Source organism: Paractinoplanes brasiliensis, from assembly GCF_004362215.1.
Lineage (GTDB): Bacteria > Actinomycetota > Actinomycetes > Mycobacteriales > Micromonosporaceae > Actinoplanes > Actinoplanes brasiliensis.
Genome location: NZ_SNWR01000001.1, coordinates 3,680,779 through 3,694,203, shown reverse-complemented (window position 1 = coordinate 3,694,203; position 13,425 = coordinate 3,680,779). Strand labels below are relative to the sequence as shown.

17 protein-coding genes are annotated in these 13,425 nt (G+C 69.1%); 10 read left to right on the top strand and 7 right to left on the bottom strand.

What is annotated here, in order from left to right:
* Nucleotides 1–122 precede the first annotated feature (122 nt).
* Genes C8E87_RS16540 through C8E87_RS16530 form a run of 3 tightly spaced genes read right to left on the bottom strand, consistent with a single transcriptional unit; the run spans nt 123 to nt 2,609 of the window.
* On the bottom strand, nt 123–854 hold the full coding sequence (locus tag C8E87_RS16540; RefSeq protein ID WP_133873931.1) for a CDP-alcohol phosphatidyltransferase family protein: 732 nt from the start codon (nt 852–854) through the stop codon (nt 123–125).
* Nucleotides 829–1,890 carry an iron-containing alcohol dehydrogenase family protein gene (locus C8E87_RS16535; protein ID WP_133873930.1) on the bottom strand — a complete coding sequence of 354 codons (1,062 nt, stop codon included), beginning with the start codon at nt 1,888–1,890 and terminating at the stop codon, nt 829–831. The genes C8E87_RS16540 and C8E87_RS16535 overlap by 26 nt, the downstream gene beginning before the upstream one ends.
* Complete coding sequence (locus C8E87_RS16530; RefSeq protein WP_133873929.1) at nt 1,878–2,609, bottom strand: phosphocholine cytidylyltransferase family protein; 732 nt, start codon at nt 2,607–2,609, stop codon at nt 1,878–1,880. Before C8E87_RS16530 ends, C8E87_RS16535 begins: the two co-directional genes overlap by 13 nt.
* 114 nt (nt 2,610–2,723) lie before the next feature.
* On the opposite strand from C8E87_RS16530, the gene C8E87_RS16525 reads away from it, so the two are divergent.
* Nucleotides 2,724–3,833, top strand: coding sequence for an aminotransferase-like domain-containing protein (locus tag C8E87_RS16525; protein WP_133873928.1), 1,110 nt, complete (start codon nt 2,724–2,726; stop codon nt 3,831–3,833).
* Nucleotides 3,834–3,986: 153 nt separating this feature from the next.
* Entirely contained in the window at nt 3,987–5,036 is a 1,050-nt protein-coding gene (locus C8E87_RS16520) for a magnesium and cobalt transport protein CorA (protein ID WP_133876870.1), read from the top strand.
* 57 nt (nt 5,037–5,093) lie between these two features.
* On the opposite strand, the gene C8E87_RS16515 is transcribed toward C8E87_RS16520, so the two are convergent.
* Complete coding sequence (locus C8E87_RS16515) at nt 5,094–5,696, bottom strand: hypothetical protein (protein WP_239080221.1); 603 nt, start codon at nt 5,694–5,696, stop codon at nt 5,094–5,096.
* A 160-nt stretch (nt 5,697–5,856) separates the two neighbouring features.
* On the opposite strand from C8E87_RS16515, the gene C8E87_RS16510 reads away from it, so the two are divergent.
* Together C8E87_RS16510 and C8E87_RS16505 are read left to right on the top strand one after the other, a co-directional pair.
* The gene (locus C8E87_RS16510) at nt 5,857–6,387 is read left to right on the top strand and encodes a peptidylprolyl isomerase (protein WP_133873927.1); all 531 of its coding nucleotides are present in this window, start codon (nt 5,857–5,859) and stop codon (nt 6,385–6,387) included.
* 96 nt (nt 6,388–6,483) lie between these two features.
* Nucleotides 6,484–7,395: a rhomboid family intramembrane serine protease gene (locus C8E87_RS16505; protein WP_133873926.1), complete on the top strand. Its 912-nt coding sequence runs from the start codon at nt 6,484–6,486 to the stop codon at nt 7,393–7,395.
* On the opposite strand, the gene C8E87_RS16500 is transcribed toward C8E87_RS16505, so the two are convergent.
* A complete protein-coding gene (locus C8E87_RS16500) occupies nt 7,392–7,799 on the bottom strand; it encodes a PH domain-containing protein (RefSeq protein ID WP_133873925.1) in 408 nt (135 codons plus the stop codon). The two genes, C8E87_RS16505 and C8E87_RS16500, sit on opposite strands and share 4 nt — an antisense overlap.
* Nucleotides 7,800–7,834: 35 nt before the next feature.
* Here C8E87_RS16500 and C8E87_RS16495 point away from each other — a divergent pair, with 35 nt between their 5' ends.
* Both C8E87_RS16495 and C8E87_RS16490 read left to right on the top strand, forming a co-directional pair.
* On the top strand, nt 7,835–8,965 hold the full coding sequence (locus C8E87_RS16495; RefSeq protein ID WP_133873924.1) for an acetyl-CoA C-acyltransferase: 1,131 nt from the start codon (nt 7,835–7,837) through the stop codon (nt 8,963–8,965).
* A 58-nt stretch (nt 8,966–9,023) separates the two neighbouring features.
* On the top strand, nt 9,024–9,461 hold the full coding sequence (locus tag C8E87_RS16490) for a hypothetical protein (protein ID WP_133873923.1): 438 nt from the start codon (nt 9,024–9,026) through the stop codon (nt 9,459–9,461).
* Nucleotides 9,462–9,467: 6 nt separating this feature from the next.
* Here C8E87_RS16490 and C8E87_RS16485 read toward each other — a convergent pair whose 3' ends face one another.
* Both C8E87_RS16485 and C8E87_RS16480 read right to left on the bottom strand, forming a co-directional pair.
* Nucleotides 9,468–10,337 carry a transketolase family protein gene (locus tag C8E87_RS16485; protein ID WP_133876868.1) on the bottom strand — a complete coding sequence of 290 codons (870 nt, stop codon included), beginning with the start codon at nt 10,335–10,337 and terminating at the stop codon, nt 9,468–9,470.
* Between the two features lie 6 nt (nt 10,338–10,343).
* Complete coding sequence (locus C8E87_RS16480; RefSeq protein WP_133873922.1) at nt 10,344–11,024, bottom strand: thiamine pyrophosphate-binding protein; 681 nt, start codon at nt 11,022–11,024, stop codon at nt 10,344–10,346.
* A gap of 46 nt (nt 11,025–11,070) precedes the next feature.
* Here C8E87_RS16480 and soxR point away from each other — a divergent pair, with 46 nt between their 5' ends.
* The 4 genes from soxR (at nt 11,071) to C8E87_RS16460 (ending at nt 13,403) form a co-directional block, all read left to right on the top strand.
* Nucleotides 11,071–11,508, top strand: a complete 438-nt coding sequence (soxR, locus tag C8E87_RS16475) for a redox-sensitive transcriptional activator SoxR (protein ID WP_275409070.1) — start codon at nt 11,071–11,073, stop codon at nt 11,506–11,508.
* Between the two features lie 9 nt (nt 11,509–11,517).
* Complete coding sequence (locus tag C8E87_RS16470; RefSeq protein ID WP_133873920.1) at nt 11,518–12,255, top strand: VOC family protein; 738 nt, start codon at nt 11,518–11,520, stop codon at nt 12,253–12,255.
* A gap of 81 nt (nt 12,256–12,336) precedes the next feature.
* A complete protein-coding gene (locus C8E87_RS16465) occupies nt 12,337–12,966 on the top strand; it encodes a DUF433 domain-containing protein (RefSeq protein ID WP_133873919.1) in 630 nt (209 codons plus the stop codon).
* Nucleotides 12,966–13,403: a DUF5615 family PIN-like protein gene (locus tag C8E87_RS16460; RefSeq protein ID WP_133873918.1), complete on the top strand. Its 438-nt coding sequence runs from the start codon at nt 12,966–12,968 to the stop codon at nt 13,401–13,403. Before C8E87_RS16465 ends, C8E87_RS16460 begins: the two co-directional genes overlap by 1 nt.
* The last annotated feature ends 22 nt before the right edge of the window (nt 13,404–13,425 follow it).

Here is a 13,425-nt window from a genome sequence, read left to right as displayed (position 1 = left end):
CATGGGCTCGGTGGACAGCACTCGTAGCCAACAGTCACCGGGAGGCGTTCGACGACTTCGCTATGTGCGGGGAGATGCCGACGAATCTTCGGTTCATGGGATGGCTGAGCGCGACGCCGCCGTCAGGAGTGGAGGGCCTCGCGGGCTGAGAACATGACGCTGGCGGCCAGGAAGGCCGCGTTGACCAGCGTGAACAAGCCCACGAACCAGATCGTCCACTGTGGGGCGACGGTCAGCACGAGCCCGGCCAGAGCGATCACCGCGCCGTAGTCGCGGACCAGTTTGATCAGGCGGACGGGGAAGGAGCGGCTGGTCACCATGCTGGCGGCCTTGTCGCCGGTTTGCATGACCGAGGTGACCAGGTTGACCATCCACGTGCCCGCGAAGGCGGCCAGCAGCCAGGCGGGGGTGTCGGGCACCTGGGCCTCGGCCGTCGCGGCCAGGGCGGCCACCAGGGAGATCTGGACGGCCACGTCGCAGAGGACGTCGAGGCGGGCGCCGGCGAGGCTGGTCTGGCCGGTGACCCTGGCGAGCTGGCCGTCGGCGCAGTCGAAGGCGTAGGCGACCTGCCAGCCGAGCAGGGCCAGCAAACCGATCGGCCAGGCCCAGACGCGGCCGTCGGCGATGGGTTCGGCGGCGGCGATCACGACGATCGAGACGAGGCCGCCGAGGCCCAGGTTGAGCACGGTCAGCACGGTGGGGGCGAGGCGGTGTTTGTGGGCGTGCACCGCGACCTGCGCGCCCAGTCGCTGGCTGAGCGCCTCGCTGAAGAGGCCGCCGCCGCGGTTGACGGCGTAGTAGTCGGCTGCGGTGGGGGCGGAGCCGGAGTCAGCGGGCGGCGACGGCTGCGACATAGGAAGCCAGCTTTCTGCTGATCTCGTCGGGGGTCATGGCGAGGTGTTCCAGGATCGTGTAGCGGTCGGGGCGGGTCCGCGGCGCGAAGTGGACCGCCTCGACGAACTGTTCGCTGGTCAGGCCGACGTCCGACGGGGTGCGGGGCAGGCTGTGGCGCAGCAGGCAGTCGGACATCTGGGCGAAGCGCCGCTCGTCGCCGCGCAGGAACGTGCAGAACAGGGCGCCCAGGCCGGCCAGCTCGCCGTGGGAGGCCGTGCCGGGGTAGAGCGAGTCGACGGCGTGCATGATCTCGTGGCAGCCGCCGCTGGCCGGGCGGCTGCTGCCGCAGATCGCCATGGCCAGGCCGCTGGAGATCAGGGCCTCGGCCAGCACCGTCACGAACGCGTCGTCCTCGAGGTCGCCCGGCATGGTCAGCACCGCTTCGGCGCCCATGCGGGCCAGCGACGCGGCCAGGCCGTCGACCGGCTCGCCGCGAATCTCGCGGGCCAGTTCCCAGTCGGCGAGCGCGCTGATGTTGCTGATCGTGTCGCCGATGCCGCCCCGGTTGACCCGGTCGGGGCCGGTTTCGACGAAGTCCAGGTCGACGATCACGCCGAACGGGATGTGCACCCCGTACGAGCCCTTGACGCCCTCGTTGATCAGGCTGGCCACGGGGGAGGCGATGCCGTCGTTGGCCAGGCTGGTGGCGACCGAGATCATCGGCAGGCCCCAGCGGTTGGCCGCGTATTTGGCGGTGTCGACCGTGGTGCCGCCGCCGATGCCGACGACCGCGTCGTACTGCCGGGAGCGCAGCTTGTCGGCCAGCTCGAGGGCGGCGTCGAGGGTGCCTCCGGTGGTGGTGAACACGTCGGCCGACTGCAGCGAGGGCCGGATCAGCTCGACAACCCGCTCGCCCAGCCCGGGCCCGACGACCACGGCAACGTCGCCGCCGGCCGAGATGCGTCCGTCGGCGAGGAGGCGGCCCAGGTCGGCGATGGCGCCGCGGCGCACGTGGATGTGCAGCGGGGCCTGAACGCTCCGGGCTAGTAGAGGCATGCGATGTCCCGCGCCTTGGCCAGGTCGTCGTGGTTGTCGACCTCGACCCAGTCGACCTCGCCGATGGTGGCGGCACGGACCTCGCCGCCGCGGTTCGCGAATTCCTGGAAACCGTCCTCGTAGTAGAGGTTCGGGTCGCGTTCCCACGTCGCCTTGAGGGCGTCGGCCAGCTCGCCGGCGATCGAACCCTCGATGATGTTGGCGCCGATGTATTCGCCGAAGGCGTCGGACGGGTCCATCAGCTTGGTGATCCGGGTCAGCCGCCCGTCGTCGCCGAAGGTCGTCTTCATCTCTTCGTCGGCGAGCTTCTTCACGTCGTCGATGGCGAGCAGGATGCTCGGGCCGCGCTGGGCCAGCAGGGTCTCCTCGACGCTGATCGGGTGCACCGTGTCGCCGTTGACCATCAACACGCCCTGCGCGAAGTGGTCGCGGGCGAGCCAGAGGGAGTACGCGTTGTTCCACTCCTCGGCCTTGTCGTTGTGCACGAGCGAGATCTTGACGCCGTATTTCGACTCGAAGGCGGCCTGGCGCTGCTCGACGGCCTCGGCGCGGTAGCCGACCACGATCGTCACGTCGGTGAGCCCGGCGGCGGCCAGGTTGCGCAGCGAAATGTCCATGATCGTCGTCTCACCGTCGACCGGGACGAGCGCCTTGGGCAGGGTGTCCGTGTACGGACGAAGCCTGCGTCCGGCGCCGGCGGCGAGTATCAGACCGATCATCGGAGTTTCTCCCTCTATCTGGTGAACCCCAGGAGAATAGCCGGTGGAGTCTCATGGCTCGGACGGTGCGAGGCGGAGAAAAATTCGGCGGACGCGGCTCGTAAGCTTGACGGCATGACCGCTGAGCAGCTGATCTCTTTCGCCCGGGGCGCTCCGTCGCTGGACATCATCGACGTCGAGGGCCTCAAGGCCGCCGCCGCGCGCGCCTTTGACGCCGATCCCGCTGGTGTGACCGCGTACGGCACGTCCGTCGGCTACGTCCCGCTGCGCAAGTGGATCGCCGAGAAGCACGGCGTCTCGCCCGATCAGGTCATTGTGACGAACGGCTCTCTGCAGGCCGACGCCTTCCTGTTCAACCACCTCGTGCAGCCGGGCGACGACGTCGTGGTGGAGAAGCCGACCTACGACCGTACGCTGCTGAGCCTGCAGAACCTGGGCGCCAAGGTGCACCAGGTCACGTTGCAGAGCGACGGCATCGACGTCGACGAGCTGCGCACGCTTCTCGAGTCGGGCGTTCGCCCCAAGCTCGCCCACATCATCCCGAACTACCAGAACCCGGCCGGCATCACGCTGTCGGTCGAAAAGCGCCAGGCCCTGCTCGCGCTGGCCGCACAGTACGAATTCACCATCTTCGAGGACGACCCGTACGTGGACATCCGGTTCCGCGGCGACGCCCTGCCCTCGATGCTCTCGCAGGCTGTATCGATCAACGGCGCCGAAAACCTCGTCGTGCACGCCTCCAGCTTCACCAAGACGGTGTGCCCGGGTGTCCGCGTGGGCTACCTGGTCGGCCCGGCAGCGCTGATCGACGCGATCGCCAAGAAGGCCACCAACCTCTACATCTCGCCCGGCATGGTGTCCGAGGCGATCGTGCACCAGTTCTGCGTCTCGGGCGACATCGAGCGCTCGGTCGCGACGGTCAGCGCCGCCCTCGGCGAGCGGGCCCGCGTGCTGGGCGAGTCGCTGCGCAAGCACATCCCCGGCGCCACCTTCACCGAGCCCGACGGCGGCTACTTCCTCTGGGTCGACCTGCCCTCGGACGTCAACGTCGACAAGCTTTTCCCGGCGGCGATGAAGAAGGGTGTGGCCATCGTCAAGGGCAGCGACTTCCTGCTCGAGGGCGGCCACAGCTCGGTCCGCCTGGCCTACTCGGCCGTCACCGTCGAGCAGATCGACGAGGGCGTACGCCGCTTGGCCGAGGCCATCGAAGAGGTACGCGGCTGATCGGGCAGCGATGACCGGACGCCCGGTGGGTACGGGAAGAGCCCGCCGGGCGTAGCCTCGGTCGGTTTGTGTCGTCCGAGTGGGGAGGTCATCGTGAGCGATCGTTCTCGGACCCGGCCGTTGTCGCGGGCCTTCACCGCCCCGGTCCGCGCGATGAACCGGATCCTCGGCACGGCCGACGGCCACGACGACCGGAACTCAAGGCGCCGGGAGGGCAGCGCGGTCGTCGACTGCGCTGTCTACGTCGCCGGTCAGCGCCTGCCGGGCCGGCTCTCCCCGGACGAGGCGCTGGGCGCGGCGCGCGAGCGTGACGACGCGTTCGTCTGGCTCGGCCTGCACGAGCCGGGCCTGGAGGAGATGAGCGCGATCGCCCGTACGTACGGGTTGCACGAGCTGGCTGTCGAGGACGCGGTCAAGGCCGAGCAGCGGCCCAAGCTGGAGCAGTTCGGCTCGGTGCACTTCCTGGTCATGCGCACCGCCCGGTACGTGCCGCACGGCGAGATCACCGAGACGTCGCAGGTGGTCGAGACCGGGCAGATGATGGTTTTCGTCGGCGAGCAGTTCGTCATCACGGTCCGCCACGGCGACGCCTCGGAGCTGGGCTCAGTCCGGGCCGACCTGGAGTCGCAGCGGGCCGACCTGATCGAGCAGGGCCCGTGGGCGGTGGCGTACGCGGTGACCGACCGGGTGGTCGACCACTACGTGGCGGTGGCCGACCGGGTCGAGGCCGACCTCGACCTGATCGAGGAGGGCGTGTTCTCACGCGATCACGCGAGCCCGATCCCGGCGATCTATCAGATGAAGCGTGAGCTGGTCGAGTTCCGGCGGGCCGTGGTGCCGCTGCAGCGTCCGCTGGGCATGGTGGTGTCGATCGTGCCGAAGCGGATCGGCCGGTACTTCCGGGACGTGCAGGACCATCTGACCCGTACGGTGGAACAGGTCTCGTCCTTCGACGATCTGCTCAACTCGATCCTGCAGGCCCGGCTCGCGCAGGTCACGGTCGACCAGAACAACGACATGCGCAAGATCGCCGCGTGGGCGGCCATCGCGACCGTCTGGACAGCGGGGGCCGGCATCTACGGCATGAACTTCTCCTTCATGCCCGAGCTGCGCTGGCAGTACGGCTATCCCGCGTGGTGGACGGTCATCCTGGTCGCGTCGGTGCTGCTCTATCGGGTGTTCCGCCGCAGCGGCTGGTTGTAGGCGCCACAAACGGGCGGGTCACCGATGGGCAACCCGCCCGATCGGGCGAGCACGGCTCTACCGAGGGGTGTTCGGCGAGGTTCCGTTCTGCGAGCTGTACGCCTGCGGGATCTCCTTCTCGGTGACCTCGGGCTCGAACGCGGCGTCGTCGGCGCCGGTCTGAGCGGTTGTGATCGGCGCGGCCGGGTCGTACTCGTCCCACTGCGCGGCCTGGCGGCGCTTGGCGGCGTACGCGGCGGCGATGCCGATCGCGGTGCCCAGCAGCGCGAAGCCGAGCAGCTTCTTGCCCCGGCCGCCACGCTCCCGGCCGACCGCCTTGTCGGCCCGCTTCTGCAGCGTCTTGGCCGCCTTCTTGTTCTGCTTGGCGGCCTTCTTGGCCTTGCGCCCGCTGAGCTCGCTCGTCTTGCGGGCGCTCTCGCCCGCCGCCGCCACCAGCGGAGTGATCGTCGCCACCGCGCTGCCCCAGCCGCTCGACGCCACATCCTTGGCCTTGACCGCGGCCGGCTGCACCCGGTCGACCGCGGCGCTCAGCGTCGGTCCGACCGTCGCGCTGGTCTCCTGCGCCGCGAGCGAAGCCGCGCGCTTGAAGTGGTCAACGCCCTGTCCGAGCTCGTTCTTCATCCGCCGGCCGCGGCTCTTGCGGCGCATAGTCGTGATCACCAGTGCCCACCTCCTATGTCTTTGCCATGCATGGTGCCCTGTTTCGGTACCCCCTCGCTGCCGCTTCAGGCACATGGGGGAGGATCCGAACTGCAAGGAACTGTCCAATCGCCCCGCCGAGGTACGCCACGGGGCGACCGTGACACAGACAGGAGTACCCGTGGCCGAGAAGCTTTACGCCATCCTGCACACCAACCATGGCCCGATCCGGCTGCAGCTGTTCCCGGATCACGCCCCGGCGACTGTGCGCAACTTCGTGGAGCTCGCTGAGGGCACGAAGGACTACACCGACCCGCGCACCGGTCAGAAGGGCTCGGGGCCGTACTACGACGGCACGATCTCGCACCGCGTCATCGCCGGTTTCATGGTCCAGATGGGTGACCCGACGGGCACCGGCCGCGGCGGACCGGGCTTCCAGTTCGCCGACGAGTTCCACCCGGAGCTGCAGTTCGACCGTCCGTACCTGCTCGCCATGGCGAACGCGGGCCCGGGCACCAACGGCTCGCAGTTCTTCATCACGGTCGGCCCGACCCCGCACCTGAACCGTCGCCACACCATTTTCGGCCAGGTCGCGGACGAGCAGTCGGCCAAGGTCGTCGACTCGATCGCCAACACGCCGACCGGTCCGGGCGACCGTCCGCGCGAGGACGTCGTGATCGAGCGCGTGGAGATCGAGCGCGTTCAGGACTGAGAGTTGTTCAGGGCATACGGCGACCACCGACTTGCCGCAGCCGGCGACGGCCAGATCCACCGCCCTGGATAATTCTCACTGAAGTACCTTTGACGCATGAGTGAGGCTCCCTCGACGGTCCCGGTCTGCTACCGCCATCCGTCCCGGGAGACCTACGTCCGGTGCACGCGGTGTGACCGGCCGATCTGCCCCGCTTGCATGAACGAGGCGTCGGTCGGTCACCAGTGCCCCGAGTGCGTGGCCGAGGGCAAGCGCACCCAGCGCCAGGCCCGTACGGCGTTCGGCGGCAGCCGCCTCGGTCAGGCGGGTTACGTGACCCGCGCCCTGATCGGGATCAACGTGGCCGTGATGGTGCTGTCGGCCGTCGTGGGCGGCCCCCGGGCGATCGCCGGCGCGGGCGGCTGGTTCGGCCTGATGGGCGGCCAGACCGACGTCACCCGCTGGGCGTCGGTGCTGGGTTACGCGCCGTACGTGATCGGCGGGGAGCCCCACGGCATTGCCGCCGGCGAGTGGTATCGCCTGGTCACCGCGATGTTCGTGCACTACGGCGTGCTGCACCTGCTGCTCAACATGATGTTGCTCTGGCAGCTGGGCCGTTATCTGGAAGAGAAGCTGGGACCGCTGCGGTTCGCCGCGCTCTATCTGCTCGCGGGCATCGGCGGCAACGTCGCGGCGTACGTCTTCACCGTCCCCAACGCCCCGGCCGCGGGCGCCTCGACCTCGATCTTCGGCCTGGTCCTGGCGATGATCGTGGTCAACCGGAGGCTGCGGCTGGACATCAGCCAGCTCATCCCGCTGCTCGTGATCAACCTGCTGTTCACGTTCAGCGTCCCCAACATCTCGGTCGCGGGGCACATCGGCGGCCTGGTGATCGGCGGGATGGTGGCCTTCATTCTCGCGTACGCCCCCACCAAGCACCGTAGTCAGATCCAGGCGGCCGGCTGTGCGGCCGTGTTCGTGGCGCTGCTGATCGCCGCGATCATGCGCACCATGGTGCTTGTCGGCTAGCTCGCGACCCGCAGGTCGGCCAGCGCGGCGGCCACGTCTTCGGGCAGGTCGCCCAGGTCGTTCGCGCTGAACAGGTAGATCGCGTCCCCCGCGTCCAGCTCGAGGAACTCGCTGCGCAGGCCTCGATGAGTGCGGCGGTCAACCCGTACGCGCTCGATCTGGTCCCAGCCGAGGCGGCGTCGGCCCAGGAAACCCGTCACCACCGTCACCCCCTCGGCGTCGGCGGCCAGACGCACCGGCCGCAGCAGGTCACGCAGCGCCCACAGCAGCAGGGCCGCCACAAGCACCCCCGTCAGAATCCACCGAACCGGGTCAATACCGGCGAAAGCGACGGCCAGTACGCCGACAGCGACCGCGCCGATGAGTTTGCTGACCGGAAGAACGGGCTTGATGCGCCACTGCATGTCACCACTATGGCAGTCCGGGCTACCGTCGAGTCATGCGTGATGCTGTGATCGTCGGAGCGGTACGGACCCCGATCGGCCGGCGCGGCGGTGGCCTGGCCGCAGTGCACCCGGTCGATCTGTCGGCGCACGTGCTGCGGGCGCTGTCGGAGCGTACGGGCTTCGACCCGGCCGACGTCGACGACGTGATGTGGGGTTGCGTCTCGCAGGTGGCCGAGCAGTCGTGGAACATCGGGCGCAACGCGGTGCTGGCGGCGGGCTGGCCCGAGGCGGTGCCGGGCACGACCATCGACCGGCAGTGCGGCTCCAGCCAGCAGGCGCTGCACTTCGCGGCGGCCACCGTGATCTCGGGGCAGGCCGACCTGGTCGTGGCGGGCGGCGTCGAGTCGATGACCCGGGTGCCGATGGGTTCGAGCGGGCAGGGCGCCGACCCGTACGGGGAAACGCTCCGGACCCGATTCGGCGTGGACTCGTTCGATCAGGGCATCGGCGCCGAGATGATGGCCGAGCGGTGGGGTTTCTCCCGCGCCCAGCTGGAGGAGTACGCGCTCTCCAGCCATGCCGCCGCAGCGCGAGCCCAGGACGCCGGCGAGTTCGACGCCGAGATCGAGCCGCTGGCCGGGGTGAAACAGGACGAGGGCATCCGCCGCGACACCACGCTCGAGAAGCTGGCCGGCCTCAGGACACCGTTCCGTGAGGACGGGCGGATCACCGCCGGCACGGCCTCACAGATCTCCGACGGCGCCTCGGCGCTGGCTGTCACGACGTCGGAGTGGGCCGCCGAGCACGGCCTGCGCCCGCTGGCCCGGGTGCACGCCGCGGTGATCGCCGCCGATGACCCGGTGATCGTGCTGACCGCGCCGATCCCGGCCACGGCCAAGGTGCTCGCCCGAGCCGGGCTGAAGATCGACGACCTGGGCGTGTACGAGGTGAACGAGGCGTTCGCCCCGGTGCCGCTGGCCTGGCTGGCCGAGACCGGCGCCGACCGCGCACGGATGAACCCGCGCGGCGGCGCCATCGCGCTGGGTCACCCGCTCGGGGCGTCGGGCGCGCGCATCATGACGACGATGCTGCACCACATGCGACAGTCCGGCATCAGGTATGGCCTGCAGACCATGTGTGAGGGCGCCGGCATGGCGAACGCAACAATTGTCGAGGCTCTGTAATTCGACATTCATCGGCCGGTGGCAGCGACTTGTTCGTCCGGTCACCGTTGAACGCCACATGGACGTGTTCTCCCGTACGTTCCTTCCCGCCGCGGCCGAGGCCGGTGTCGCCATCCCGACCGTCAGCCGGCACATGCCCGTTTTCCGCCGCTGCGTCGAGCCGGACGAGACCACCGTGCTGGTCGGCCGGTGCCAGCGCCCCGAGGCCCCGCTGTCGGGCGAGTTCATGCTGGTGCTGACGCATCGGCGGCTCGTGGTGACGCAGGAGACCAGGGTGCTGCACCGGTTGCGGCTGCACCTCAACGCCAACCTGCGCCACCTGAGCAACGTCTCGTGGAGCCCGGAGGTGTCGCGCTCGACGTGCGAGATCGCGGCGACGGCGGTGGACGGGGTGCGCGAGCGCTTCCGGGTGCGGCTGACCAACCCGGAGGCGGTGTGGACCATGGACGCGCGGCTGCGCCAGGTCTTCCACGCCCGGCATGCGCTCGCCGCGTAAGGTCCGTCACCCGAGGAAGTCCACGATCGACTTCCGCAGGCCGGCGGCGTCCAGGCCGTGGGCCCGCGCGTGGTCCTGCCAGCTGCCGTACCGCCGGATCTCGGTGCGCCCGACCCCCAGGTGCGTCACCCTGTGCGGCCGGCCCTCAAGCGCGCTGCTCACCGCGGCGGCCGAGGTGCCGGCAAGGTACGGCTCCACCATGACGACCTCGCCCTCGGTCAGCGCCCGCAGGCCGTCGGCGTCGAGCGGGCGCGGCGTGTTCGTGTACGCCACCGTGACGTCGAGCCCCGCCGTGGCCTCCAGCACCGGATCGAGCATCGGCCCCACCGCCACCACCAGCGGACCACCCCGGCGCAGCACGCGCAGCCGACCGCCGTCCGGGTAGGCCTGGCTGTTCTCCTGCACGCTCAGCCGTACGTAGACCCGGTCGTCGTGCCGGGCCGCCTCGCGGAGCATCGCCGGCACCTCGTCGTGGTGCCCGGGCACGTGCACGGTCCAGCCGTCGAGCGTGCCGAGCAGCGCGACGTCGCCGGGCGACTGGTGCGTGTAGCCCTCGGCCGACCCGTCGTAGGAGCCGCCGATCGTCACCACCACGGCGCCCGCGTCCTGATGTCCAAGGTCCAACTTCAATTGCTCGTACGCCCGGTCGACCGCGAAGGGTGCGTAGGAGTGCACGTACGGCCGCAGCCCGGTGAGCGCCAGGCCGCCCGCCACGCCCGTCATCAGCTGCTCCCGGATGCCCACGTTGAGCACCCGGTCGGGATGCCTGCGCCGCGCCGGAGCGAATGCCTCGGCGGAGATGTCGGCCAGCACCAGCGCCGTCCGCGGATCCTCGTCGAGCAGCGCGGTCGTGGCCGCGACGAACGTTTCCCGCATCATGGCTCAGCTCCCCTTACGTTCGACGGTGGCGACGACCAGGTTGGGACGGTCGTGGCGCGGGCTCAGCACCCGTTCCAGCTTGTTCCGGTCACGTCCGTCGACAATTGCGACGTCCCACCCCGGGAACCGAGCGGCGATCCCACCCGGCCAGCCGTGCGTCGACGACTGGTTGTCGATGACGATCGCCGTGATCGGCAGGCACGTCGCGGCGGCGTACGCGATGGCCTCGTGGTTGGAGCCCTCGTCGAGCTCGGCGTCCCCGACGAGCACGAAGACCCGCGTACGGGCAAAGCCTTGGGCCCTCAGGCCGAGCGCCATGCCGACGCCGAGCCCGAGACCGTGACCGAGTGACCCGGTGCCGACCTCGACACCCGGAACGGTGACGCGATCGGGGTGATGGCCGAGCGGGCTGTCCCACCCGGCGAGGTCGTCGAGCCACGACTCGGGAAAGAACCCCTTGGCGGCCAGAACGGCGTAGTAGGCGGCCGGCCCGTGCCCCTTGGAGAGCAGGAAGCGGTCGCGGTCGGGCGCGTCGACGGTCTCCGGCGTGATCCGCAACACCCGGTCGTAGAGCACCCACAGCACGTCCAGCGTCGAATGGGCGCTCGGTGCGTGTTTCTCGTCCCCCGTGATGCGGTGCAGCAGGGGGCCCAGCCGGTCGGTGTGCACTGCTGTCGCTGTCATGGCGATAGAGTGCAACTTAAAGCTCACTTCAACTCAAGGAGCTGCTTTGGAGACGCTGAGCATCGGTGACTTCGCGGCCCGCAGCGGGGTCGCGCCGTCCGCTCTGCGCTACTACGAGCGCGAAGGCCTGATCCGTTCCACCCGTACGAGCGGCAACCAGCGCCGGTACGAACGGGCCGAACTGCGGCGAGTCGCCTTCATCCGGATCGCCCAGCAAGTCGGCGTCTCCCTCGACGAGATCCGCGCGGCCCTGGCCGAACTGCCCGAGAACCGTACGCCCACCCGCGCCGACTGGGCCCGCCTGTCCGACCGCTGGCGCCACCGCCTGGAAGAGAAGATCACCCTCATGCAGCGCCTGCGAGACGACCTGTCCGGCTGCATCGGCTGCGGATGCCTCTCCCTGCACCGCTGCAAACTCATCAACCCCGACGACGCCCTGGCCGCGGAGGGGACAGGCCCCCGAGTCCTGCTGCGGCCTGCTTAGATCGGTCACATGGCAACCCGGCTCGTGCAGATCAACATGAAGGCCCACGACGACGCCGCCCTGGGCCGCTTCTGGGCCGACGCGCTCGGTTGGGGCCTCGACAGTGAGGCGCCCGGCGTGGCCAACCTCGAACCGGTGGGCTTCTCCTATCCGGACCCGACTGCTGTCTGCATCGACCTGGTCGCGTCGCCTGAGCCCAAGACGGTCAAGAACCGCGTGCACATCGACCTGGCCTCGACCTCACTCGCCGACCAGGCCGCCCAGGTGTCCCGCCTGCAATCCCTCGGAGCCGGGTTGGTGGACATCGGCCAGGGGGACGTGCCGTTCGTGGTGATGGCCGACCCTGAGGGCAACGAGTTCTGCGTCCTGGAGCCGCGGACCGAGTACATGGACACAGGCCCCATCGCCGCCGTGGTGGTCGACTGCGCGAACCCTCAGGTGCTGGCCGACTTCTGGGGGCAGGCCATGGACTGGACGGTGCATGCGGTGAACGCTGAGGCTGCTTCGTTACGGTCCTCGCAGGGGGTGGGGCCGTACCTGGAGTTCATCCGCGTGCCGGACAAGAAGACGGTGTGGAACCGGGTGCACCTCGACATCCGCCCCTACAAGGGTGACGACCTGCCTTCGGAGGCGGCCCGCTTGCAGAAGCTCGGCGCAACCCCCGTCGAGCTGAACGACCCCAACGTCCACTGGCAGGTGCTGCGCGACCCCGAGGGCAACGAGTTCTGCCTGCTGACGCCCGCTTGACGAAGCCGGTTCTGAGGCCACGGGAGAGTTGCCGACATGCGCAACTGTCTTGAACACACGTGAATGTGACACCCTGTTTCCATGGCCTACGAACCGCGCATCGCCTCCGCGCTGTCCGGTGCCACTCGTAGCCAGTTGGACTACTGGCGCCGGGAGGAGCTGCTGGTTCCTGAGGTGTCAGCCACTCGACCGCTGCTGTACTCCTTCCGTGATCTGATCGCCCTGCGGACGTTCGTGTACCTGCGTGAGTCTCGGCCGCTTCAGACCATCCGCAAGGCAATGAACAGCCTGCGTGACATTGGCGAGACCGAGCATCTCTCGAAGTATCGGTTTGTCACGCAGGGCAGGCGCGGGATCGCTCTGGTACAGAGCAGTGGTGAGGGCGCCGTTGAACTGGTCGAGAGGCCGGGACACCAACTGACTGTGCTCGCGCTCGGTGACGTGCTGCGGTCGTTCCCCCTCGACAGCATCGAGGTGCCGAACCTTGCCCATCCTCGCCCGAAGCTCTCTGTCAACCCCGCGGTGCGGCGAGGCTATCCGGTGGTCGCAGGCACGCGGGTGGGATATGACCTCGTTGCCGGTCTGGTCCGTGACGGGGTTTCTCCTGCCGAGATCAAGGAGTACTACCCCGGCGTGAGCGCTGAGGCGGCCCGTGATGCGGTGTCGTTCGCTGACTACGTTGATCGTGCTGCGGGGCGCACGGCAGCCTGATGCGGATTCTGCTTGATGAGGATGTCCCGCGGCCGGTAGTAGCTCTGTTGCGCCACGTGCTCCGAGGGCATGACGTCGACCACGTCCAGGAGATCAAGTGGGCCGGCAAGAAGGATCTGGTGCTCTACCAGGACGCAAAGCGGGCCGGCTACGACGTGGTGGTCACAAATGATGCCGCTCAGATGTCGGACCCGGACGAATGCAGGGCGGTAAAGAAAACCGGCATGCACCGGGTGTCCTACAGGCAGCGCCACCCGGGTTTGCGCGGCCTGGCCACTGCGGTCGCGTCGCTGGTAGCGGCGATGCCGGATGTGGTCGCGGAGTTGGCCAACGCGGACGGCCAACGGTTGATCGCGATTACGGGGATTGACCCCACGCGTCAGCGTTACACGATCGTGGACCCGCGCCGGAATCCGCCGCCATACTGGCCAAGGTAGGCGCAACGCAGATCATCCTGAG

Bases quoted from the DNA above. Each gene is read 5' to 3' on its own strand.
- C8E87_RS16540 (WP_133873931.1), bottom strand. From the start codon at position 854: ATGTCGCAGCCGTCGCCGCCCGCTGACTCCGGCTCCGCCCCCACCGCA.
- C8E87_RS16535 (WP_133873930.1), bottom strand. From the start codon at position 1,890: ATGCCTCTACTAGCCCGGAGCGTTCAGGCCCCGCTGCACATCCACGTG.
- C8E87_RS16530 (WP_133873929.1), bottom strand. From the start codon at position 2,609: ATGATCGGTCTGATACTCGCCGCCGGCGCCGGACGCAGGCTTCGTCCG.
- C8E87_RS16525 (WP_133873928.1), top strand. From the start codon at position 2,724: ATGACCGCTGAGCAGCTGATCTCTTTCGCCCGGGGCGCTCCGTCGCTG.
- C8E87_RS16520 (WP_133876870.1), top strand. From the start codon at position 3,987: ATGAACCGGATCCTCGGCACGGCCGACGGCCACGACGACCGGAACTCA.
- C8E87_RS16505 (WP_133873926.1), top strand. From the start codon at position 6,484: ATGAGTGAGGCTCCCTCGACGGTCCCGGTCTGCTACCGCCATCCGTCC.
- C8E87_RS16500 (WP_133873925.1), bottom strand. From the start codon at position 7,799: ATGCAGTGGCGCATCAAGCCCGTTCTTCCGGTCAGCAAACTCATCGGC.
- C8E87_RS16495 (WP_133873924.1), top strand. From the start codon at position 7,835: ATGCGTGATGCTGTGATCGTCGGAGCGGTACGGACCCCGATCGGCCGG.
- C8E87_RS16490 (WP_133873923.1), top strand. From the start codon at position 9,024: ATGGACGTGTTCTCCCGTACGTTCCTTCCCGCCGCGGCCGAGGCCGGT.
- C8E87_RS16485 (WP_133876868.1), bottom strand. From the start codon at position 10,337: ATGCGGGAAACGTTCGTCGCGGCCACGACCGCGCTGCTCGACGAGGAT.
- C8E87_RS16480 (WP_133873922.1), bottom strand. From the start codon at position 11,024: ATGACAGCGACAGCAGTGCACACCGACCGGCTGGGCCCCCTGCTGCAC.
- C8E87_RS16470 (WP_133873920.1), top strand. From the start codon at position 11,518: ATGGCAACCCGGCTCGTGCAGATCAACATGAAGGCCCACGACGACGCC.
- C8E87_RS16465 (WP_133873919.1), top strand. From the start codon at position 12,337: ATGGCCTACGAACCGCGCATCGCCTCCGCGCTGTCCGGTGCCACTCGT.
- C8E87_RS16460 (WP_133873918.1), top strand. From the start codon at position 12,966: ATGCGGATTCTGCTTGATGAGGATGTCCCGCGGCCGGTAGTAGCTCTG.